This window comes from Shimia sagamensis, from assembly GCF_900182745.1.
In the GTDB taxonomy this organism is placed as follows: Bacteria; Pseudomonadota; Alphaproteobacteria; order Rhodobacterales; family Rhodobacteraceae; genus Shimia; species Shimia sagamensis.
The window spans coordinates 1-20938 of the sequence record NZ_FXTY01000007.1 but is presented as its reverse complement, the minus strand read 5'-3'; the positions used below and the strand labels follow the sequence as shown (position 1 = coordinate 20938).

At 57.3% G+C, this 20938-nt stretch carries 16 protein-coding genes; 7 read left to right on the top strand and 9 right to left on the bottom strand.

The features are described 5' to 3' along the window. Window positions 1-12: 12 nt before the first annotated feature. From QOL67_RS16725 to QOL67_RS16705, 5 genes are all read right to left on the bottom strand, one after another. Window positions 13-861 carry a ferredoxin--NADP reductase gene (locus QOL67_RS16725; RefSeq protein ID WP_283427128.1) on the bottom strand — a complete coding sequence of 283 codons (849 nt, stop codon included), beginning with the start codon at window positions 859-861 and terminating at the stop codon, window positions 13-15. Window positions 862-979: 118 nt separating this feature from the next. Next, complete coding sequence (locus tag QOL67_RS16720; RefSeq protein WP_283427127.1) at window positions 980-1387, bottom strand: DUF934 domain-containing protein; 408 nt, start codon at window positions 1385-1387, stop codon at window positions 980-982. Further along, window positions 1384-2181, bottom strand: coding sequence for a phosphoadenylyl-sulfate reductase (locus QOL67_RS16715; protein WP_283427126.1), 798 nt, complete (start codon window positions 2179-2181; stop codon window positions 1384-1386). Before QOL67_RS16715 ends, QOL67_RS16720 begins: the two co-directional genes overlap by 4 nt. Then, the gene (locus QOL67_RS16710; protein ID WP_283427125.1) at window positions 2171-3838 is read right to left on the bottom strand and encodes a nitrite/sulfite reductase; all 1668 of its coding nucleotides are present in this window, start codon (window positions 3836-3838) and stop codon (window positions 2171-2173) included. Before QOL67_RS16710 ends, QOL67_RS16715 begins: the two co-directional genes overlap by 11 nt. Before the next feature lie 35 nt (window positions 3839-3873). Continuing rightward, window positions 3874-4197, bottom strand: coding sequence for a DUF2849 domain-containing protein (locus tag QOL67_RS16705; RefSeq protein WP_283427124.1), 324 nt, complete (start codon window positions 4195-4197; stop codon window positions 3874-3876). A 141-nt stretch (window positions 4198-4338) separates the two neighbouring features. On the opposite strand from QOL67_RS16705, the gene QOL67_RS16700 reads away from it, so the two are divergent. The 3 genes from QOL67_RS16700 to QOL67_RS16690 all read left to right on the top strand — a co-directional run bounded on the left by QOL67_RS16700 (window position 4339) and on the right by QOL67_RS16690 (window position 8806). Continuing rightward, the gene (locus QOL67_RS16700) at window positions 4339-4800 is read left to right on the top strand and encodes an Lrp/AsnC family transcriptional regulator (RefSeq protein ID WP_164644732.1); all 462 of its coding nucleotides are present in this window, start codon (window positions 4339-4341) and stop codon (window positions 4798-4800) included. A gap of 224 nt (window positions 4801-5024) precedes the next feature. Further along, window positions 5025-6929 (top strand): DUF3604 domain-containing protein, encoded by a 1905-nt coding sequence (locus QOL67_RS16695; protein WP_283427123.1) that lies wholly within the window; start codon window positions 5025-5027, stop codon window positions 6927-6929. A 488-nt stretch (window positions 6930-7417) separates the two neighbouring features. Continuing rightward, window positions 7418-8806 (top strand): tyrosine phenol-lyase, encoded by a 1389-nt coding sequence (locus QOL67_RS16690; RefSeq protein WP_283427122.1) that lies wholly within the window; start codon window positions 7418-7420, stop codon window positions 8804-8806. Window positions 8807-8872: 66 nt separating this feature from the next. Here QOL67_RS16690 and QOL67_RS16685 read toward each other — a convergent pair whose 3' ends face one another. From QOL67_RS16685 to QOL67_RS16675, 3 genes are read right to left on the bottom strand one after another with little or no spacing between them, the layout of a single operon-like run. Continuing rightward, the gene (locus QOL67_RS16685) at window positions 8873-10039 is read right to left on the bottom strand and encodes an MFS transporter (RefSeq protein WP_283427121.1); all 1167 of its coding nucleotides are present in this window, start codon (window positions 10037-10039) and stop codon (window positions 8873-8875) included. Continuing rightward, window positions 10036-11262 (bottom strand): sigma-54-dependent transcriptional regulator, encoded by a 1227-nt coding sequence (locus QOL67_RS16680; protein ID WP_283427120.1) that lies wholly within the window; start codon window positions 11260-11262, stop codon window positions 10036-10038. Before QOL67_RS16680 ends, QOL67_RS16685 begins: the two co-directional genes overlap by 4 nt. Beyond that, window positions 11259-13025: a sensor histidine kinase gene (locus QOL67_RS16675; protein ID WP_283427119.1), complete on the bottom strand. Its 1767-nt coding sequence runs from the start codon at window positions 13023-13025 to the stop codon at window positions 11259-11261. Before QOL67_RS16675 ends, QOL67_RS16680 begins: the two co-directional genes overlap by 4 nt. A gap of 194 nt (window positions 13026-13219) precedes the next feature. Here QOL67_RS16675 and QOL67_RS16670 point away from each other — a divergent pair, with 194 nt between their 5' ends. The 3 genes from QOL67_RS16670 to QOL67_RS16660 are packed head-to-tail and all read left to right on the top strand — an operon-like array spanning window position 13220 to window position 16776. Then, window positions 13220-14395 (top strand): M20 aminoacylase family protein, encoded by a 1176-nt coding sequence (locus QOL67_RS16670; protein WP_283427118.1) that lies wholly within the window; start codon window positions 13220-13222, stop codon window positions 14393-14395. Between the two features lie 23 nt (window positions 14396-14418). Further along, window positions 14419-15582 carry a M20 aminoacylase family protein gene (locus QOL67_RS16665; protein WP_283427117.1) on the top strand — a complete coding sequence of 388 codons (1164 nt, stop codon included), beginning with the start codon at window positions 14419-14421 and terminating at the stop codon, window positions 15580-15582. Window positions 15583-15609: 27 nt separating this feature from the next. Next, a complete protein-coding gene (locus QOL67_RS16660; protein WP_283427116.1) occupies window positions 15610-16776 on the top strand; it encodes a M20 aminoacylase family protein in 1167 nt (388 codons plus the stop codon). Window positions 16777-16831: 55 nt separating this feature from the next. Here the strand turns inward: QOL67_RS16660 and QOL67_RS16655 are convergent, their stop codons facing one another. After that, window positions 16832-19279 carry a response regulator gene (locus QOL67_RS16655; protein ID WP_283427115.1) on the bottom strand — a complete coding sequence of 816 codons (2448 nt, stop codon included), beginning with the start codon at window positions 19277-19279 and terminating at the stop codon, window positions 16832-16834. 191 nt (window positions 19280-19470) lie between these two features. Here QOL67_RS16655 and QOL67_RS16650 point away from each other — a divergent pair, with 191 nt between their 5' ends. After that, window positions 19471-20769, top strand: a complete 1299-nt coding sequence (locus tag QOL67_RS16650) for a 3-deoxy-D-manno-octulosonic acid transferase (RefSeq protein WP_283427114.1) — start codon at window positions 19471-19473, stop codon at window positions 20767-20769. Window positions 20770-20938 lie beyond the last annotated feature (169 nt).

The window sequence follows — 20938 nt, the reverse complement described above, 5'->3', positions numbered from 1 at the left end:
GAGTCTTGAAAGTTAGTCCAAGAAGGCTTTTTCAACCACATACTGAGCAGGCTTGGAGTTGGCGCCTTCTTCCAATCCGGCTTCCTCAAGCATGTCTTTGAGCTCCAGGTTGAAGGCCATGTTGCCACAGATCATCGCGCGGTCGCTTTCTGGGTTGAGCGGCTCCACATCCAGATCAGCATACGCTTCGCCAGACCGGATCAGATCGGTGATGCGCCCCATCTTGGCGCTCTCTTCACGGGTGGTGGTCGGGTAGTATTTTATCTTCTTCCAGAAACCCTCACCGATCACTTCGTTCAACAGTTCATCGTCTTTCAGAGCTTCGATCAGATCACGGCCATAAGTCAACTCGCCAGCTTCACGGCAGGTGTGGGTGATGATGACTTCGTCGTAGTCCTGATAAGTTTGCGGTTCGCGCAGTAGGGACGCAAACGGTGCAAATCCTGTGCCCGTTGCAAAAAACCAGATGCGTTTACCTGGGATCAGGGCGTCATGAACCAATGTGCCAACCGGTTTTGGCCGCAGGATCACCTCGTCACCTGGCTGGATGTGCTGCAACTTGGAGGTCAGCGGGCCGTCTTGTACCTTGATGGAATAGAACTCCATCTCTTCGTCCCAGCTTGGCGACGCAATGGAATAAGCCCGCAGGAGCGGTTTTTGCTTGCCGGTTTTTGGGTTCACGTCACCCATCAGGCCAATCATCACAAACTCACCAGAGCGGAACCGCAGCGAGGCGGGGCGGGTGCATTTGAAGGAAAACAAACGGTCGGTGTAGTGCTTCACTTCGGTGACGGTCTGCGCGTCAGGAAGGGTTGGCACTTTTTTGGCGGTGGATTCGGTCACGGGTTTTTGCTCGGTCATATCAAATACTGGGCGGGAATGCCCCGCTCCTCATGTAACATCTCTGGAGAGGTTTTGAAGGGATAGCAGCGATGCGGCTTTGACATAACGCAAGCTCGCATCGCTTTTTCATTATATGTTAGCCGCGCATGCGCGCTTGGTAATTGTTGGCTTGCCAATCTGCGCGGAACTTCCATTCGCTTTCTGGCTGGCGTGTGGCGAGTTCATCAGAGATTTCTACTTCGTCAAAGCCACAGCGGCGTGCCATGGCGTATTGGTCGGAAATCACGTGTCCCTTGGCCCGCAAGCGGCCTTTGTATCCAGCCAATCGCAATTGGCGGGCAATGGTGAAGCCACGGCCATCCGCAAAGCTGGGGAAATCGACGCGGACCATCTCCACGCCTGCCAACTGCGCGGCGACTTCCGCTGGATCGGCGGAAGAAGGCACATCAAGAGCGGCGACGTCGTTGGCCGCTTCGTCCAGAGGCACAAAACCCAGAGTCCAGTTGTCGGCGGTGAAGCCACTGTCCGTTACAATCACAGTCATACTTTCTCTCCTGCTCGCACCATTTTGCCGTCCACAAAATGGATGCCACATTCGTCTTTTTCCTGACCACGCCACCGACCGGAGCGCGGGTCTTCACCTTCGGCAACCTTGGATGTGCAAGGCGCACAGCCAATCGAAGGGTAGCCCTGTGCCACAAGCGGGTGGCGTGGCAGGCGGTTTTCTTCCATGTAAGCCCGCACGTCTTCTGGCGCCCAATGGGCCAGCGGGTTCACTTTGATGCGGCCTGTGAAGTCTTCGACTTCAAAGAAGTCCAAAGCGGCGCGTGTGCCGGATTGGAAGCGTTTTCTTCCAGTGATCCAGCCGTCATAGCCGCGCAGAGCCTTTTGCAAAGGCCGCGTTTTGCGCAGCGAACAGCAGGCGTCCGTGTCAAACTGATGCAGGGTGCCGTCCGGGTCTTCCGCCGCCAACGTGGCCTCGCTGGCTCGGATGATCTGAACATTGTCCAGATGCAAGCGCTCCGCCACCTCTTGTTGATACACAAGTGTCTCCGTGAACAGCATTTCAGTGTCCACAAAAATCACCGGAATGCTGCGATCCACAACCGCGGCCATATGCAGAAGCACAACAGACTCCGCGCCAAACGAAGACACCAAGGCGAGTTTGCCGGCCTGTGGGTCTTTCAGCGCGGCCTCCATGACCGCAGTCGCCGAGTGATGCCGATAGCGTGCGTTGAGCACGTCCACCTTGGCCTGCAATGGATCCTTGCGCTCTGACGTGGGCGCAATCGCCGACGTCAGAGGGGAGGTCAAAGGGCTTAAACCATTATGCTGCATTGGCCTGAGTCTCTGGATAGAGATGTGCCTTGAATGGCGCGAGGCCAAGACGACGATAAGCCACCAGGAAGGTTTCTTCCGGTCCCTCGCGCAGCTCCAGGTACCCGTTCACAAGACGCTCAATTGCTGGAACAATCTCATCATAGGCAAAACCTGGTCCCGCACGCTGGCCGATTTCAGCGTTCCAAGTGGCATCTCCGCCAAGGGTGATCTGGTAGTTTTCCACGCCTGCGCGATCCAGACCCAGAATGCCGATGTGGCCCACGTGGTGGTGGCCACAGGCGTTAATGCAGCCCGAGATTTTGATCTGTAGATGGCCAATGTCATGCTCCAGCTTCAGCTCGTCAAAGCGAGTCGCGATTTGTTGGGCAACCGGGATCGCACGGGCGGTAGCCAAAGCACAGTAGTCCATGCCGGGGCAGGCGATGATGTCGCTGATCAGGCCGATGTTGGCGGTGTGCAAGTCTGCCTCACGCAACGCTGCGTAGACCGCCGGCAAATCGGATTTGTGCACATGTGGCAGGATCACGTTTTGCTCGTGGCTGATGCGCAGCTCGTCATGGCCATAGTCACGGGCGATCTGAGCCAATGCGCGCATTTGATCGGCCGTGGCATCGCCGGGAGTTTCGCCGTGCTTTTTCAGCGAAACCGTAACAACCGAATACCCCGGCGCGCGGTGCGTTGTCAGATTGGTATCAACCCAGCTGCGAAACAGAGGGTTGGCGTCGTAAGCACTGTCAAACTCAACAGTGGGCGCGTTGCGGAATGCCGGAGGTGCAAAGTGGGCTTTGATGTCCTCAAACAGGTCCTGATCAATGCCGGAGAAGGTTGGGCGCACGCTTTCGTAGCGCTCTTCTACCTTTGCGCGGAACTCTTCAAGGCCGGTTTCATGCACGGTGATCTTGATACGGGCTTTGTATTTGTTGTCACGGCGGCCAATCTGGTTCCAGACCGAAACAGTGCTTTCGATATACGGCAGCAGGTCTTCGCGCGGCAGGAAGTCATTGAGAATCTTACCCACCATTGGCGTGCGGCCAAGGCCCCCGCCAACAAGGATTTGGTAGCCAATCCCACCCGCGTCGTTTTTCACAATGCGCACAGCCAAATCATGTGCCTTCAGCACGGCGCGGTCCTGCGCCCCTGCGCTCACGGCGATCTTGAACTTGCGGCCCATGAACTGGAATTCCGGGTGGTCTGTGGACCACTGACGGATCAGCTCAGCCACGGGGCGCGGGTCTTCCAACTCGTCAGCAGCCGCACCGGCAAAGTGATCCGCAGTCACGTTGCGAATGGTGTTGCCGGAGGTCTGGATGGCGTGCATGCCAACCTTGCCAAGCGCGTCGAGCATGTCCGGCACGTCGGTCAGCTTGGGCCAGTTGTACTGGATATTCTGACGCGTGGTGAAGTGGCCGTAACCTTTGTCCCACTTCTCTGCGAGGAGCGCGAGCGTGTCCATCTGTGCGGAACTCAGTGACCCATACGGGATAGCGACGCGCAACATGTAGGCGTGCAATTGCAGGTACAGGCCGTTCATCAGGCGCAGCGGGCGGAATTCTTCTTCGGTCAGATTGCCAGCGACGCGGCGTTCTACCTGTGCACGGAACTGACGATTGCGCTCTGCCAGGAAGGCTTTGTCAAAGTCATTGTAGTGATACATGGGGGAACCCTTTTGTTTGCTGCAGGAGAGGCCGATCAGGCGGCCTGACCATCCTGTTGCTTGCTGTCTGCTTGTTTGCCGTGGAAGTAGTTGGACGGACCAGTGCGTCGGAATTCTTCGCGAAAGTGGGTTGGTTCCAGGCCATTTTCACCCTCGGTGGTGTCTGCCAGATAGGCGCCAACCACCAGATCCACTTGCTGTTCCGCGTCCAGCAAACGCAGCTGTGCGTGGGCCTCATCCGTGAGATACTCGGCGCAGGCCAGATCACGGGTCCAAGTGTCGTCTTTGGTGAAATAAATCACGTCGCCTTCGATCAGGGCGTTGGCGGTGATGACTTTGGGTGTGAATGCGCGTGGCATAAGGCTCTCCCGGGGTTTGACTTCAGAAGCAATATAGGAAATTGTTCCCCTTAACCGCCAGATGCTGGTGGAAATAGAAACGTGTGTTCTGGGGTGTTTGGGGAAATACGCCAGTGTTCCACAAAGGGCAGGGGAAATGGGATGGCGTTGCGTATCGACGATATGGATAAGAAAATTCTCGGGGAGTTGCAACGTGATGCGGCGCAATCCTTGGATGAAATTGCCAAACGTGTGGGCTCTTCCAAGACACCTGTGTGGAATCGCATTCGCAAATTAAAAGAGGCTGGGGTGATCCGGCAGCAGACGGTGCTGCTTGACGCAGAAGCGCTTGGTTTTGAGGCTTGTTTCTTTGTTCTGATCCGCACCAGTGAGCATGAGGCGGACTGGCAGCAGAAGTTCCTGAAAGCCCTGCGTGAACGCCCTGAGGTTTTGGAAGCGCACCGGCTGGCGGGGGACATAGACTATATCCTGAAAGTGCAGGTGCAGAACGCGCGCGCCTATGACACCTTTTATCAAGCTCTGATTTCGGAGGTGAAGGTGCACAACGTGACAGCCTTGTTATCCATGGAAGAAATCAAATCCACCAGCATGCTACCGCTCTGAGCGATAAGCTTTGGTCGACGGGCTGTTTGCGGCAAAAATCACGTCGGTATGACGTCGGTATCACGACTGTTTTGCGGAGGTGCGTTTTTTGGTGGGGAGAGGTTAACGGGTATTTCTAGCTTGGGTAGTTGGGCGTAGTATTGCATTGTAGAGCCAAGCGAAATTTCGCCCGCCAATTCGTGTTTGGTCAAATGCGATTGGGTTGATGCATTTGGAGTCGTTTGATGAGAGTTACTGTTCCCTTTGTTTGTTTTGGATTGGTGATTTCAGCAGCCTATGGACAGGACGCCCCAAATTCTGCGCCGGACCCATCGACCAAATACTCTCCGTATCTGGCTGACAACTACCCAAATTTAGTCCTATTTGGCGACACGCACCTTCACACAGCTTATTCTGCGGATGCGGGATTGGTTGGCGCGACGCTAACACCTAATGATGCCTATCGGTTTGCCAAAGGGGAAAAGGTGGTGTCTTCAATGGGCGTTCCGGCGAGATTGCAGCGTCCCCTAGATTGGCTCGTGGTGACCGATCATGCCGAGAACTTGGGGTTGCCAATAGCCCTGGAAGAAGACAGCCCCCTATTGAAAGAGAGCTCTTGGGGGCAGAAAATTAGCCAGATCTACGCGCCGCGAACGGTGGAGTCCGCGCAAAAGTCGTATGACACTTGGATGACTGACGGACTAAACATCGTGACGGATCCGCTGGGTGACGTCGCTTTTGCGGATGTTATGTGGCCGCGGGTCACTGAAGCTGCGGAGCGCCACAATGCCCCAGGTGCGTTCACGGCACTCATTGGTTACGAATGGACCTCAGGTCCAAATGGCAACAACCTGCACCGCAACGTGATATTCCGAGATGGGAAAGAACGCGCAGACCAGGTTCTGCCTTTCAGTGCCTACGATTCCGAAGACCCGGAAGCTTTGTGGGATTGGATGGAGGCCTATGAAACAAACACCGGCGGCAAAGTTTTGGCAATCCCACACAATGGTAACTTGTCCAATGGCTTGATGTTTGACGATGTGACACTCCAAGGAGAGCCGATCGGGGCGGATTATGCGGCGCGCCGAGCAAGATGGGAGCCGGTTTACGAGATCACGCAGATTAAGGGGGATGGCGAGACACATCCGATGCTGTCTCCGAACGACGAGTTTGCGGACTACGGCACATGGGACAAAGGCAGCTTTGGGCCGGAGCCTAAAACTCCTGAAATGCTGCCACGAGAATACGCGCGGGAGGCTTGGAAGCGCGGAATGGCCTATGAGGCGACACTTGGGGTCAATCCATTCCAGTTTGGCGTTCTGGGATCTACAGACTCGCACACAGCACTGTCATCGGCGCAGGAAGATAACTTCTTTGGAAAGGTTGCTGTGGTCGAGCCAACCGCGGATCCGATAAGGCTTGAAGAACGTATCACGGGGCGTTTTACGCCAAACGATTCAGCGGATGACCTGTTGCATGCCGATGGGCTTGCAGCGGGGTTGGCTGCTGTATGGGCCAGAGAAAACACGCGGGAAGCGATTTGGGATGCGCTCAAACGCAAGGAGGTTTACGCGACAACAGGAACGCGAATTCGCGTAAGGGTTTTTGCGGGGTGTGAATTTGAGGAAAGTGATCTCGTGAGGTCCGACTTTGACAGCTACGGCTATACTCACGGGGTACCAATGGGTGGGACCCTGGACGCATGTTCAGGAGATAGAGTGCCGACCGTGATGATACGAGCTCTGCGTGATCCGGACGGCGCTAATCTAGATCGGGTGCAGGTAGTAAAAGGCTGGCGCGAAGCAAACGGTACATTGCGGGAGCGCGTCTTTGACGTCGCGTGGTCCGACAATCGAGTTCCGCGTGAGGATGGTAAATTACCGCCAGTGGGGAACACGGTTGATCCGGAAACCGCTACATGGCGGAATGATATCGGTGCGGCTTTGCTTGCGGGCTACTGGCGTGATGTAGAGTTCTCCCAAGACCAAAGTGCATTCTATTATGTGCGGGTAATTGAAATTCCGACGCCTCGGTGGACAACCTACGATCGATTGGTGTTCGGCGCGGTTGTTCCGGATTGGATAGAGGACAGTCATCAAGAGCGCGCCTATACGTCTCCAATCTGGTACTCTCCCTTACAACCAGAATGAGGAAGGTGGCGGTGATTGTTACTCCCCCATCAACGCCCACATAACACCGCAATCATCAACGCACACACCGCAAGCACTCCAAACGACACCCTGAGCGACGTCGCGTTGCCGATGAAGCTAATCAGGGGTGGCCCCAGCAACATGCCGCCGTAGCCGAGGGTGGCTGTGCCCGCGAGGGCTTGCCCGGGCTTTTGTGCGGTTCGTTAGCGGCGCTGATGAAGTTGACGGGAAAGCAACCAGCGCTTTCCAGCGGACAAGCTGAACCAAAGGTTCTCCCAAAGCAAAAGTGTGCAGAATCGTCGCAGGCGCGTTTTGAAGCGCAATCGTGCTTGTTTTTTGCAAGAGCGGCGATACGCTCATTCTTGGCCACTTTGATCAGGCGCTCTTGTCTGGTGGAGGGATGAAATGCCACGGGTTTTCCGTGGCGCACCTCTCAAAGGCTCCGCGTGAAAACTCACTTATGTGTCGTTTGAACAAGGAGTCAAAAAATGACCACATCCACCAGAACCTGGGCCGAACCGTATAAAATCAAAATGGTCGAGCCGCTGAAGATGACCACCGAAGACGAGCGCCGCGCCGCCATCGCCGAGGCGGGGTACAACACGTTCCTGCTCAAATCCGAAGACGTCTATATCGACTTGCTCACGGACTCCGGCTGTGGCGCCATGTCGGATCGGCAGTGGGCGGGCATGATGCTTGGGGATGAGGCTTACGCAGGCAGCGCCAACTTCTATCGCATGCGGGACACCATCGAGAGTTATTACTCGTACAAATATACCGTGCCAACACACCAGGGCCGAGGGGCGGAAAACATCCTGTCGCAGATCCTGATCTCGGATGGGGATTATGTGCCGGGCAATATGTATTTCACCACCACACGCCTACACCAAGAGCTGGCAGGCGCGAGCTTTGTTGATGTGATCATTGATGAGGCCCATGACCCGGCCTCGACACATCCATTCAAGGGCAATGTTGATCTGGCCAAACTCGATGCGCTGGTGGCGGAGGTTGGGGCGGAGAAGATCCCCTACATCTGTATCGCAACCTGCGTGAACATGGCGGGTGGGCAGCCGATTTCTATGTCCAACCTGCGCGCGTTGCGGGCGTGGTGTGATCGCACCGATACGCTGTTGGTGCATGACATGACACGGGTGGCGGAAAACGCCTATTTCATTCAGCAGCGCGAAGAGGGCTATGCGGACAAAACTGTGCGTGAGATTGTGCATGAGCTGTGCGCGCTGACTGACGCGGCAACCATGTCGTCTAAGAAAGATGCGCTGGTGAACATCGGTGGTTTCTTGGCGATGAACGATCCCGATATCTATGAGAAGGCCTGTAACCTTGTGGTGGTCTATGAGGGGCTGCACACCTACGGCGGCATGGCTGGACGTGACATGGAAGCCTTGGCGATTGGCATCACGGAAAGTGTGCAGGATGATCACATCAGCGCGCGTGTTGGGCAGGTGGAATACCTTGGCAACCGGTTGATGGAGATGGGCGTGCCGATTGTGCAACCCATTGGCGGGCACGCGATCTATCTTGATGCAAAAGCCATTCTTCCGCATATTCCGCAAGATCAGTTCCCGGCACAGGCGCTGGCAGCAGCGCTCTACATCGATGCGGGTGTGCGGGTGATGGAACGTGGTGTGGTATCCGCTGGTCGTGACAAAGACACCGGTGAAAACTTCATGCCAAAGCTGGAGTTGGTGCGCCTGACATTGCCGCGCCGGGTCTACACGCAGGCGCATATGGATGTGGTCGCGGAAAGTGTGCAGCGGGTGATGCAGGGGGCGGCGGACATTCGCGGTCTCAAGTTCACATATGAGCCGGATTGCCTGCGCTTCTTCCGCGCGCATTTTGCGCCGGTTGATGGCTGAACAGATTGAAAAACGCGCTTGGGGCCTGATTTGCAGGCCCCTTTTACACGCTGAAAGGCGGAACCGCTATTCGTCCCGCCGCAACGCGCCACTCAACACCGCAATCATCAGCGCCAGCACAGCCAACACCCCAAACGACACGCGCAACGACGTGGCGTTGGCGATAAACCCAATCAGTGGTGGGCCAAGTAACATGCCGCCGTAGCCAAATGTGGCGGTGCCGGCGAGGGCTTTGCCCGGGCTTTGGTGTGGGTCATTGGCGGCGCGGCTGAAGGCGAGGGGAAAGATTAGGGCGTAGCCGATGCCCATCATCACAAAGCCCACCAGCATCACGGGCGGCACTGGGAACAGCACGGTGAGGGCGGCGCCGCAAGCTGCGACAAGGCCACTGCCGCGGGCGGCCAGTTGAGGCGAGGTGTGATGGGTGATCCAATCGCCCAAAAGGCGCATGATCACCATGGTCACGGAAAAGATCGCATAGCCCATCGCCGCCCAGTTTTCCGGCGCGCCGCCAATGTCGACCAGATAGACCGCGCTCCAGTCTGCCATGGCGCCTTCGCCCATGGAGGCGCCCAATGCGAGCAGACCCACCAGCGCCAGCTGACCTTTGGGGATTGAAAAAATGGGCGCTTTGCTGTCGCGGTTGAGCGGAGAGGTCCAGGGGATGTTACCGAGCCAGAACAGCAGCGCGGTCAAGGGGATACCGACGATGACATAATGCGTTAGGGGCGCGGCATTGAGGCTGATGGCGGCAAAGCCTGAGGCGGCGCCAATGCCTGCACCGAGGCTCCACATGGCGTGATAAGACGACATCTGTGGGCGCTTGGCCCAGCGTTCAACTTCTGCGCCCCAGGCGTTCATGGTCACATCCATGCCGCCGTGGGCTGCGCCAAACAGGAACAGGGCAGCGCCAAGCAGCCAGACGTTGGGTGTGAGTGCGAGCGCTAACACGAAGATCAAATTGGCAAAGACAAAAGCTTTGGTTACGCGGGCGGCGCCAAAGTGGTCCGCAAGACGTCCGGCCAGCGGGAAGGCGCAGATGGCGCCAGCTGCGAGCAGGAGCAGTAACCCGCCGAGTTCCGCGTGGTTGAGATCATGCGTGGCTTTGAAGGCGGGGATGCGGCTGGCCCAGAGGCCAAAGATCGATCCGTTGATGGCAAACATGGCGGCAATGGCAAGCCAACCGGCGCGACGAGACAATGTTTCCGGCGCGGGACTGGTGGTTGCGGTCATCGGAAGCTTTCGGGCTTGAGGCCGTATTTGGCCAATTTGTCATACATGGTTTTGCGCGGCAGCTTCATGGCCTCAGCCGCGGCCGCGGCCCGACCTTGGTGTTTGCGCAAGGCTTCCGCAAGAAGAGAACGCTCCACCTGCGCCATTTGGTCGGCAAGGCCGAGGCCAGCGGTCTGGGTCTCTTCTCCCGGCAGGCCTAGGGTAAATCGCATGGCGGCGCTCATCAGGGCGCGGGCGTTGCCGGGCCAGTCTTGTGCCAACAGAGATGAAATCACATCTGAGGTGATCTCGGGCGCGTCAACGCCTGCTTGTTCCGCGGCCTGGGCGACGTAGTGACGGAACAGTACGGGGATGTCTTCGGGGCGCTCAGACAGGGCTGGGATGCGGACCTGTAGCGCTTCGAGCCGGTAATAGAGATCGGCATGAAGAGCTCCGGATTGCACCGCATCATCCAGCGGTGCGGCGCTGCCAAAGATCAGGCGTGGGTGTTCGCCGGTTTCCAACAGGGTGAGCAGCGCAAATTGCGTCTGCATCGGCATGGATTGTACTTCGTCTAGGAACAGGCTGCCACCCTGGGTTTCTTCAATGAAAGTGGCAAAGGCTGTTGGATCCATGCCAGCAGCAGTGTGTTTGGCAAAGGGACCCTCGGGATGGGCGCCGCAGAGGTGGATAACTTCGGCGACTTTGGAGATGCCCGCGCCGGGCGGGCCGGAGATCAGAACTTCGGCGTTGATACGCGCGACTGATCGTGCGCGGTGGCGCAGGGCTTCGGCCTGTGGTGAGGTGCCATAAAGGATGCGGGCGGCGGCATCGCCGGTTTCCAGCTGGGCCTTGAGGTGGCGGTTTTCCAAAGCCATGGCGCGGGCTTTTTGGGCGCGGTCAATCACAGCGATGAGTTCAGCCGGGGCGCAGGGTTTTTCCAAGAACCCAAACGCCCCCTGCGTCATTGCGCGCACAGCCATGGGGATGTCACCTTCGCCGGTCAACAGGATCACCGGCAGTTCCGCGTCGGTGTCGCGGGTGAATTGCAAGAGATGGAAGCCGTCACGTCCAGGCATGCGCATGTCTGAGAGGATCACGCCCGCAAAGGTCGCAGTGATGTGGTCTTTGGCCTCGACAAAAGACCCGGCGGAGATCACCGGAAACTCTTCGAGTTCCAGCGTCTGGGTCAGGGCTTCGCGCACGATGGGGTCATCATCAACCACCAAAACAGGAGCTGTCATTTGGGGCTCTCCTCTTGCCATTGATCCAGCTCGACGGTGAACAGGGCTCCGCCCGCGGGCAGATTGCTGCCTCGGATATTGCCGCCAAAGCTTTGCACAAGGCCATAGCTGATCGAGAGGCCGAGGCCCATGCCTTCTGAACTGCCAACCTCCTTGGTGGTGTAGAACGGATCAAAGATTTTGTCGGGCGCATCGATGCCGGGGCCGGTGTCGCGGATGTTCACGCAGAGGCGCGGGGCGGTGACGATGGAGATGTCGATCTGGCGCTCTTCGCTGTCGGACATGGCGTCGGCCGCGTTGTTGATCAGGTTCACAAACACCTGCGCAAGGCGCACTTCACCACCCAAAGCGTAGATCGGATGATTGTAGGAATGCGCGGCCCAACTGAGATTGATGTTGTCCTGATTGAGGCGCAATTCGGTGAGCTCGACGGCCTGGCTGATGGTCGCCACCAGATCGACGCGGCCCATGGGTTCGTTTTCATTGCGGGCAAAGGCGCGCAGGTTTTTGATGATGCGGGCCATGCGGGTGGCCATTTGCGAGATGCGGGTGAGGTTTTCGCCAGCCTTCTCGGTGTTGGCGCGGTCCAGGAACCGCGTGCCGTTGTCGGCAAACGTCTGAATGGCCTGTAGGGGTTGGTTGAGTTCGTGGCTGATGCCGGCGCTCATCTGGCCAAGGGCAGAGAGTTTGCCGGCTTGCACCAGATCAGCTTGTGCCTTTTTGAGGGCGGCCTCGGCCTCCTCGCGCTCGGTGATTTCGCGGCGCAGGGCTTCGTTGGTGGTAGAGAGCGCTTTTGTGCGGATGGTCACACGCTCTTCGAGTTCAGCATTGGCTTGGGCCAAAACGCGGCGGCGCTCCAGAACTTGCAGCAGGATCAGGCCAAACACCATGACCACAGCGGCAATCGCGCCAGCCTGAAGACCCGCTATGCGGCGGGCGAAACTGACGTCGACAATAGCCTCGGCGACGAGGTCGATGATGGGTAGGTCTTTGACAATATGCAGGCCGCGTTCCGGGATGTAGGCCCCCCAATCCATTTGCCAGATTTCATAGCCTGCGGTGTTCTGGCTGGAGAAAACGGGCGCTGGTGCGTCCGGAGGTGCAAGGCCGGTGTCGCCAATCGGCCGGTTCCAGAACAGGAGTTCGGAGCGGTTGGTGATAAATACTTCTTTGGCGTCGTCTACAAAATACACTGCCGGGCCATCGCCGCGCCAGTTGCCTTCTACATCTGCCATGTCCACGACCACGGTCAGCACAGCGGTCACTTTTCCGTCCGCTCCAAAGCTGGGTGCGGAGAAGTAGAAGGCGCGTTGATTGAAGCGCGCATCAACCGCGTGGTGGGTGCCAATCGCACCGTGTAGGGCGCGCGTAAAATAAGGTGCGCCGGTGAGGTTTTGCGAAGGCACAGCGTCCTCCTGCGCAGTTGCGAGGATGGTTCCATCGGCACTGGCATAGATCAGATCTAACGCGGCGGTTTTGTCAGCCACTTCCAAGAGTAGATCAGCGCTGGGCTGGGCGTTGCTCTGATGTTCGCTTAGTGCCAGCAGGGTGGGGTGTTCCGCCATTAGCACCGCAAGCTCTTGATACCGCTGCAATTGTGCCGTGAGCCGGTCCGCAGCCAGCGCAAGGTCCGCTTCTCCTCGGCGTGCCAATTGATCGAGCGCCTGAACATAGCCATAGCGCCATACACCGCTGGCCACGGCGATGAGCATCAGGAAGAAAAGGATCAGAATCGTCGCCCGATGGCGTATCCAAGTTCGCATGGCCAAAGCTTAACGGTTTGTGTCTGCTGGTGCGAGCGTTCCGAAGCCGGTTTTACTGACTCATGTTGACGCATGGGTAGGCGAAGGTTTGCTTGATAAGTGAATTATTTTCGCGGTGGCTCTTGCCAGTCATTGAACATTGGTTCAGTCTCGCCAAGCGATCAGCAAATCATGTTATTTTGGAGGAAGTGCCCATGCCTATCCGCAATCGTATTGCGCAGATGCACGATGAGATCACCGGTTGGCGTCGCCACCTGCATGAGAACCCTGAACTGATGTTTGATGTGCATGAGACCGCTGATTTTGTGCAAGCGCGCCTCAAGGAGTTTGGTGTGGATGAGATCACGCCTGGCATTGGTCAGACCGGTGTTGTGGCGGTGATCAAAGGCAAAACCGACACAAAGGGGCGGGTGATTGGGCTGCGTGCAGACATGGACGCGCTGCCGATTCATGAGGCAACCGGGTTGGACTATGCCTCCAAAGTGGACGGCAAGATGCACGCTTGTGGCCATGACGGACACACCGCGATGTTGCTGGGTGCGGCGAAGTACCTGGCGGAGACGCGGAACTTTGACGGCACGGCGGTGATGATTTTCCAGCCCGCCGAAGAAGGTGGCGGCGGTGGCCGTGAGATGTGTCGCGACGGGATGATGGACCGGTGGAACATTCAGGAAGTCTACGGCATGCACAATGCCCCCGGCGTTCCGGTCGGGGAATTTGGCATTCGTCCGGGCGCCTTGATGGCCTCGGCGGATGAGTTTGAAATTGTGGTGACCGGCAAGGGTGGCCATGCGGCAGAACCGGCAGAGGCCGTGGACACCACACTTGTTGCCGCGCAAATTTTGGTCTCCCTGCAGAGCATTGTCTCGCGCAACGTGAAACCAATTGAGCGGGTAGTGCTGACTGTGGGCACACTTGAGACCGACAGCAGCGCGTCCAACGTGATTGCGCATACGGTGCGTATGAAGGGCACGGTGCGCACGTTGGACAACAACAACCGGGAATTGGCCGAAAGGCGCATTCGCGAGGTCGCAACCCACACGGCTTTGGCTTTTGGGGCAACAGCCGAAGTGGTCTGGGAAGACGGCTACCCGGTGACGGTTAATCATGATCGCGAGACCGAGTTTGCCGTGGAGGCAGCGCAGGCGGTTGCGGGCGAGGCAAATGTAGATCCCGAGGTGGACCCGATCATGCCGGCAGAGGATTTCTCCTTTATGTTGGAAGAACGGCCCGGAGCCTACATCCATTTGGGCAACGGCGACAGCGCGCAATGCCACCACCCGGCGTACAATTTCAACGACGAGGCCATCCCGTTGGGCAGCAGCTGGTATGTGGAAATGATCGAGCGGCGCATGCCGAACGCAGACTAAAAGCAGGGGCAGGGGAGAGACATATGCCGGTAAAAAACCGTTTTGCGGAGTTGCACGCCGAGATCACCAAATGGCGGCAGGACATTCATGCGCACCCTGAAGTGCTGTATGAAACGCACCGCACGTCAGCGCTGGTGGCGGAGAAGCTCAAGGACTTTGGCTGTGACGAGGTTGTCACCGGCATTGGCCGCACCGGAGTGGTGGGGCTGATCAAAGGCAAGACTGACACCAAAGGCAATGTGATTGGCCTGCGGGCGGACATGGATGCGCTGCCAATGGCGGAGCAGACCGGACTTGAGTATGCCTCCAAGCACGATGGCGCGATGCATGCCTGTGGGCATGATGGGCACACGGCGATGTTGCTGGGGGCGGCCAAGTACTTGAGCGAGACGCGCAACTTTGATGGCGCGGTGGCGGTGATTTTCCAGCCTGCGGAAGAGGGCGGCAATGGCGCCTTGGCCATGGTCGAAGATGGTATGATGGAGCGCTTTGGCATCAAGGAGGTCTATGGCATGCACAACTATCCAGGCCTGCCGGTTGGGGAGTTTGCATTGCGCAAAGGGCCGCTATTGGCAGCGGTGGACTTTTTCACCATTGAGATCGAAGGCAAAGGCGGCCACGCGGCGCAGCCGAACAAGACCATCGATCCAACCATGATGGGCAGCCAGATCCATCTGGCGCTGCAATCGATTGTCAGCCGCAACGCCGATCCGGTGGATCGTGCTGTGCTGTCAGTGACTTCGTTTCAGACCGGATCAGATGTGTTCAACGTGATCCCGCACACTGCGACGCTGAAAGGCACTGTACGCACCTTCAATCCTGACACACAGGATATGGTTGAGGCGCGCATGACTGAGGTTGTGGCCGGCGTGGCTGCGACTTTTGGGGGAACGGCCAAGGTCGACTACCAGCGCATCACACCAGCGACCATCAATTGGGATGAACAGGCAGAATTTGCTGAGGAAGTCGCAACCGCTGTGTCTGGCGGCTGCTCTCAGGCCCCATTGAAGATGGGTGGCGAGGACTTTTCCTATATGTTGCAAGCCCGGCCCGGTGCCTTCATCATGGTCGGCAACGGCGACAGCGCTGCGTTGCACCACCCTGAATATAACTTTAACGACGAAGCCATCCCGCACGGGAGCAGCTTTCTGTCGGAAGTCATCGAACGCCGCATGCCGGCGGTTTAAGAACGTACTATTGAGCGAGGAAACACTATGCCCACCAAGAACCGTTTTGCAGAGCTGCACGACGAAATCACCGCCTGGCGCCGTGATCTGCACGAAAACCCGGAAATCCTGTTTGAAACCCACCGCACCAGCGCGATTGTGGCGGAGAAACTGGAAGAGTTTGGTCTGGATGAAGTTGTCACCGGCATTGGCCGCACCGGCGTGGTCGGTGTGATCAAAGGTAAAGAGACCGGTTCTGGCAAGGTGATTGGCTTGCGCGCCGACATGGATGCGTTGCCGATCCACGAGCAGACCGGTCTGGAGTATGCCTCCAAAACACCGGGCGCGATGCATGCCTGTGGCCACGACGGTCACACAGCCATGCTGTTGGGCGCAGCGAAATACCTTGCGGAGACCCGCAACTTTGACGGCACCGTTGTGGTGATCTTCCAGCCCGCCGAAGAAGGTGGCGGCGGTGGTCGTGAGATGTGTGAAGACGGTATGATGGACCGGTGGGGCATTCAGGAAGTCTATGGCATGCACAACTGGCCGGGTGTGCCACTGGGCACCTTTGCAATCCGTCCGGGGTCGTTCTTTGCAGCAACGGATCAGTTTGATATTCATTTTGAAGGCCGGGGTGGCCATGCTGCCAAACCTCATGACACTGTGGACACCACTGTGATGTCTGCGCAGGCTGTGTTGGCGTTGCAAACAATTGCAAGCCGCAATGCTGATCCGGTGGATCAAGTTGTTGTGTCAGTGACCAGCTTTGAGACCTCGTCCAAAGCGTTCAACGTGATCCCTCAGAAAGTGCACATCAAAGGCACCGTGCGCACCATGTCCAAAGACATGCGTGAGTTGGCGGAGCAGCGGATCACCGATATCTGTAACGGCATTGCAGCGACCTTTGGCGGCACCGTTGAGGTGAACTACCACCGCGGCTACCCAGTGATGGTGAACTCCGAAATTCAGACCGAGTTTGCCGCCGAAGTGGCCAAGTCGATCTCCGGTCAGTGTGACGAAGCGCCGCTTGTCATGGGTGGCGAGGACTTTGCCTTCATGCTGGAAGAGCGCCCTGGCGCTTATATCCTTGTTGGCAACGGTGAAGACGGCGCGATGGTGCACCACCCAGAATACAACTTCAATGATGACGCCATTCCAGCTGGTTGCAGCTGGTGGGCAGAGATCGTTGAAAAGCGGATGCCCGCTGCCTAAATGACACGGGAGGCGGCGCCAAATGCTGCGCCGCCGATCCCGGAATATCAAAAGGTCAGGAGGCCTTGCGGTGTTCCAATTGCGTCGACAAGGCCTGCAGAAGGTGGGCCTTGTTGATCGGCTTAGACAAGAAGAAGTCCATACCTGCCTCCAGACACATGTCCCGATCGCTATCAAACGCATTTGCCGTCAGCGCCACAATGGGCGGCTGAGGTATCGGTAGGGAACGGATGATGCGGGTGGCTTCGACGCCGTCCAGTTCCGGCATGGACATGTCCATCAGCACCACATCCGGGGTGTAGGCTTTGCAAAATTCCACAGCTTGCAAGCCGTTTTCAACCTCAATCAGCTCCACATCAAACGCGGCTAGGTATTTTTGGACCAATAGACGGTTGGTTTTGTTGTCTTCTGCCAAAAGAATGCGCGCGCCTTCAAGGTGTTCGGAGGCAAACGAGGAAATCTCCGGTTCCTTTTTGGGGCTGCCTATCGCTGGTTTTGCGTCGATTGTAGCGACAAAACAGGCCCCATCGTCATAGTCTGTACACAAGGCAATGTCGCCCCCCATGCGCCGCGCCAACATCGAGGAAATTGTCAGGCCAAGCCCGGTGCCGCCAAAGGCGCGGGTGGTGGCAGCGTCCGCCTGAGAGAAGCGATCAAAGATGTGTTGTGCTTGCGCCTCTGTGATGCCGATGCCGGTGTCAAACACCTCGACCTTGATGCCATATTCCGACTCTTCATCCCGCTTTACAAGCACACGTACGCCACCACTGGACGTGAATTTCACAGCGTTGCCGACCAGGTTCACGATGATCTGGCGCAGGCGGCCATCGTCGGCACGCACCTCAGTTGGCAAATCGTCTTCGTAGTCCAAAGTGAGAGAGATGCCTTTCTGATCTGCTTTGTGGCGGAGCAATTCGACGGCGCTGTCGATGCAGTGGCGCAGGTTGAAATTCACGTCCGAAATTTCCAGTTTCCCGCTCTCTAGTCGCGACAAATCGAGAATATCGTTGATGATTTTCAAAAGCGCATGGCCACTGTCGCGGATGGTGTCCACACATTGGCGGTCTTCACCAGAGATGGCGCTTTCCGAAAGCAGGTCTGCCATGCCCAGAATGCCGTTCATCGGCGTGCGGATTTCATGGCTCATATTGGCAAGAAAATCGGTTTTGGCCCGGTCGGCTTTCTCTGCCACCAGTTTTGCTTCGGCCAATTCCTTTTCATATTGCTTGGTCCGGGTGATGTCGCGCTCAATCCCAATGTTCATTGTGATGTTGCCGTCATCATCTTTGATTGGGAAAATATTGGTGCCCACCCAGATATCGCGGCCATCCTTGGTCTTGTTAATGATCTGGCAATGGAAGCGGTTGCCTTGAATTCGTTGGTTGATCATGTCCTGAATTGTTTCAGGGTTTGTGTTTTCGGAGTTGAGCAGTTCACCAACGTGTTGTCCAACGGCTTCCTTAGAACTGTAGCCCATCATCCGCGTGAAACCAGCGTTCACCCACTGGATTTTTCCATCTGGCGTGCTGAGAATGATGCTGTCAGAGGCGTGTTTGGCAACGAGTGACAGGCGCTCAAGCTCCACTTCGCGCCGCTTCAGGGCGTCAATCGCACTGCGCCGAGTGTCAGACAAGCGCCCAGCCGCAAATGTTGGGACAAATATGAGCAAGCCAACAAAAAAGAAAAATATCCGGGTCCCCCAAACATCATCGGAAGCCGTTGCCCACCCCTCTTTGGGGCGCGTTGCAAGCTGCCAAGTTCCGCTTGGCAATTGTATGTCCATCAGGATGGGGGCATCATCCAGCACTGTCGGGTTTCCAAAAAATAGCGCGCCTTCGGCGCCGGTGCCGTCTTTTCCAGTGAGTGCCACATCAATTGTGAGATTTTGGTCCAACAATCCGGCATTTTGATAGAGCCCGTCGGCGTCGATGACGGCCGCCACAAGCCCCCAAAAACGACGCTGTCCGTTGCGGGTGTCCCAGACAGGAAAACGTCCAATAAAGCCGGTGCCACCCTGAACCAGATTGACCGGGCCTGCCAGAACCATTTTACCGCTGTCGCGCACGCGGTAAGCTGCGGCGCGTTGGGCCTCATTCTTGTTGTAGTCGAGGCCAAGCGCAGCTTTGTTCTTTTCGTATGGATAGACGCGGGTCACAACTAAATCCGGGGCCAACGCGATGTTGAGGAACTCCTGATGGGTGCCCATCACCTGTTGCGCAAGGAAACTGTAGTCCTCCTGCGACATGTCCAAATCGGCAGACAGAGCCGCGATCATGCCGCGCACCAATTGAATATCAGCGCTGACATAGCCTTCGATCTGAGCCCGCAGTCGGCTGGTTTCGCTAACGGCAAGCGCACGCTGTTCCTGTTTGGTGATAAAGGTCTGGTTACGCTCCGCATAGACGGCAAAACACACCACTACCGCCAAGGCGATGAACGAAGGCAGGTAGGACCGTCCCGCCAAAGAGCGAGCCATGGTCCAAAGGGAGTTCGTCAGGGGCATTTTCTATCCGGTATAATCTACACAACAAACAGTGGCGTCTGGCGCACTGTTTCAGAAAGTCCTTCACCACTTATTAACGAGGGTTTTCCCGTAGGCGTTGTTTGTGGGCAACGCTTTGCGTGGGCATGGTCTTGGCCATTTGCCGGTGTATATAGGGGCTGATGTACACAGCAACGGACAGGTGCATACATATGGCCAATGAGCACAACAGCGCAGGTCTTTCGCTTGGCTGGCAATTGCGCAGTTATCTGATGTTGCGCCCGGTGTTGCAGCCAGTCATGCGCGCTGTGGTGGCCCGTCGTGTGGCAAAAGGCAAAGATGATCCTGCCCGAGCCCAGGAAAAACTGGGGCAGGCTGGGGTCGCGCGACCCGAAGGGACGCTGATCTGGCTGCATGCGGTGGGGTTGGGAGAAGTCTTGGCGCTACGGCCTTTGCTGCGTGCTATGGGAGAGTTGATGCCGGAGGCGCATTTCCTGGTTACGTCAACAGCGCGCAGTTCTGCCCAGGTTTTGGGGGCGAACCTTCCGCCTCGGGTGATACATCAGTTTCTGCCGCTGGACGGGCCACGCTATGTGGCTCGGTTTTTGGATCACTGGCAGCCGGACCTATCGATTTGGTCGGAGCAGGATCTGTGGCCCGGGGCCATTGTCGACACCGCGCGCCGAGGCATCCCGTTGGCCTATATCAATGCGCGCATAACCCAGGCCGGATTTGAGCGTCGGCATAAAGTGCGCGCGGGGTTTAAAGATCTGATGCAGATGTTTGCCTTGGTGGCCGCACAGGAGCCAACTTCTGCCGGGTTCTTGCGGCAGCTTGGCGTAGCGGATCCCCAGGTCATGCCGTCGTTAAAGCCAGCGGCCGCCCCTTTGAACGTGAATGCTGCGTCCTTGGGCGACATGCGGGACTTTTTGGCGGGGCGCTGCACTTGGGTAGTGGCCTCCAGCCATGCCCCGGACGAAGCGGTGGCGATTGCTGCCCACAAAGACGTGCTGGTGTCAGATCCAAATGCGGTGATGATTATTGCCCCGCGAGCCCCGGACCGTGGGGCGGACATTTGCAAGACCTTGATGGAAGCTGGCTTAGGGTTTGCGCAACGCAGTCGAGGGCAGTCTTTGGAAATGGACCATCAGGTCTATGTGGCCGATACACTTGGCGAGCTGGGGTTGTGGTATCGCCTTGCGCAGGTGGCTTTGATTGGCGGCAGCTTTGGGGACACAGAAGGGCATAACCCATGGGAGGCCATCGCGGTCGGTTGCCCGGTGATGTGTGGTCCCAACACGGCTAACTTTGCTCAGGACTACCTTCAGCTGGAAGAGGAGGGGCTGGCGCATCGTATTGCTGGTGGTGATCAGGCCGCCCGTCAACTGGCCAGCAGGGTGCGCGAGGGGGGGCACGCTGTTGCTACATCTCGTGCCAAGGAGTTGGTTGCCAATGCACAAGAGGCTTTGCTGCCTTTGGCACAGCAGTTACTGTCCTTGCGGTCCAAGTAAGACGCGTGAACCGCAACAGATGCGTGCGGTGGGGCAGGTCTTCTGAAACAACACCTTTCCTGCCGTATTTGTGGACCGTTGCGATGCAGCTGCGAAACAGACGTATTACCGACGTGTTTTTTGGCGGGATTTGTTTGGTTAAGGCGTGTTTGTTTTTGGTGTTGCGGTG

Coding starts and splice junctions, on each gene's coding strand:
- QOL67_RS16690 (WP_283427122.1), top strand. CDS start 7,418: ATGACCACATCCACCAGAACCTGGGCCGAACCGTATAAAATCAAAATG.
- QOL67_RS16670 (WP_283427118.1), top strand. CDS start 13,220: ATGCCTATCCGCAATCGTATTGCGCAGATGCACGATGAGATCACCGGT.
- QOL67_RS16680 (WP_283427120.1), bottom strand. CDS start 11,262: ATGACAGCTCCTGTTTTGGTGGTTGATGATGACCCCATCGTGCGCGAA.
- QOL67_RS16695 (WP_283427123.1), top strand. CDS start 5,025: ATGAGAGTTACTGTTCCCTTTGTTTGTTTTGGATTGGTGATTTCAGCA.
- QOL67_RS16650 (WP_283427114.1), top strand. CDS start 19,471: ATGGCCAATGAGCACAACAGCGCAGGTCTTTCGCTTGGCTGGCAATTG.
- QOL67_RS16715 (WP_283427126.1), bottom strand. CDS start 2,181: ATGCAGCATAATGGTTTAAGCCCTTTGACCTCCCCTCTGACGTCGGCG.
- QOL67_RS16705 (WP_283427124.1), bottom strand. CDS start 4,197: ATGCCACGCGCATTCACACCCAAAGTCATCACCGCCAACGCCCTGATC.
- QOL67_RS16675 (WP_283427119.1), bottom strand. CDS start 13,025: ATGCGAACTTGGATACGCCATCGGGCGACGATTCTGATCCTTTTCTTC.
- QOL67_RS16665 (WP_283427117.1), top strand. CDS start 14,419: ATGCCGGTAAAAAACCGTTTTGCGGAGTTGCACGCCGAGATCACCAAA.
- QOL67_RS16710 (WP_283427125.1), bottom strand. CDS start 3,838: ATGTATCACTACAATGACTTTGACAAAGCCTTCCTGGCAGAGCGCAAT.
- QOL67_RS16720 (WP_283427127.1), bottom strand. CDS start 1,387: ATGACTGTGATTGTAACGGACAGTGGCTTCACCGCCGACAACTGGACT.
- QOL67_RS16655 (WP_283427115.1), bottom strand. CDS start 19,279: ATGCCCCTGACGAACTCCCTTTGGACCATGGCTCGCTCTTTGGCGGGA.
- QOL67_RS16700 (WP_164644732.1), top strand. CDS start 4,339: ATGGCGTTGCGTATCGACGATATGGATAAGAAAATTCTCGGGGAGTTG.
- QOL67_RS16685 (WP_283427121.1), bottom strand. CDS start 10,039: ATGACCGCAACCACCAGTCCCGCGCCGGAAACATTGTCTCGTCGCGCC.
- QOL67_RS16725 (WP_283427128.1), bottom strand. CDS start 861: ATGACCGAGCAAAAACCCGTGACCGAATCCACCGCCAAAAAAGTGCCA.
- QOL67_RS16660 (WP_283427116.1), top strand. CDS start 15,610: ATGCCCACCAAGAACCGTTTTGCAGAGCTGCACGACGAAATCACCGCC.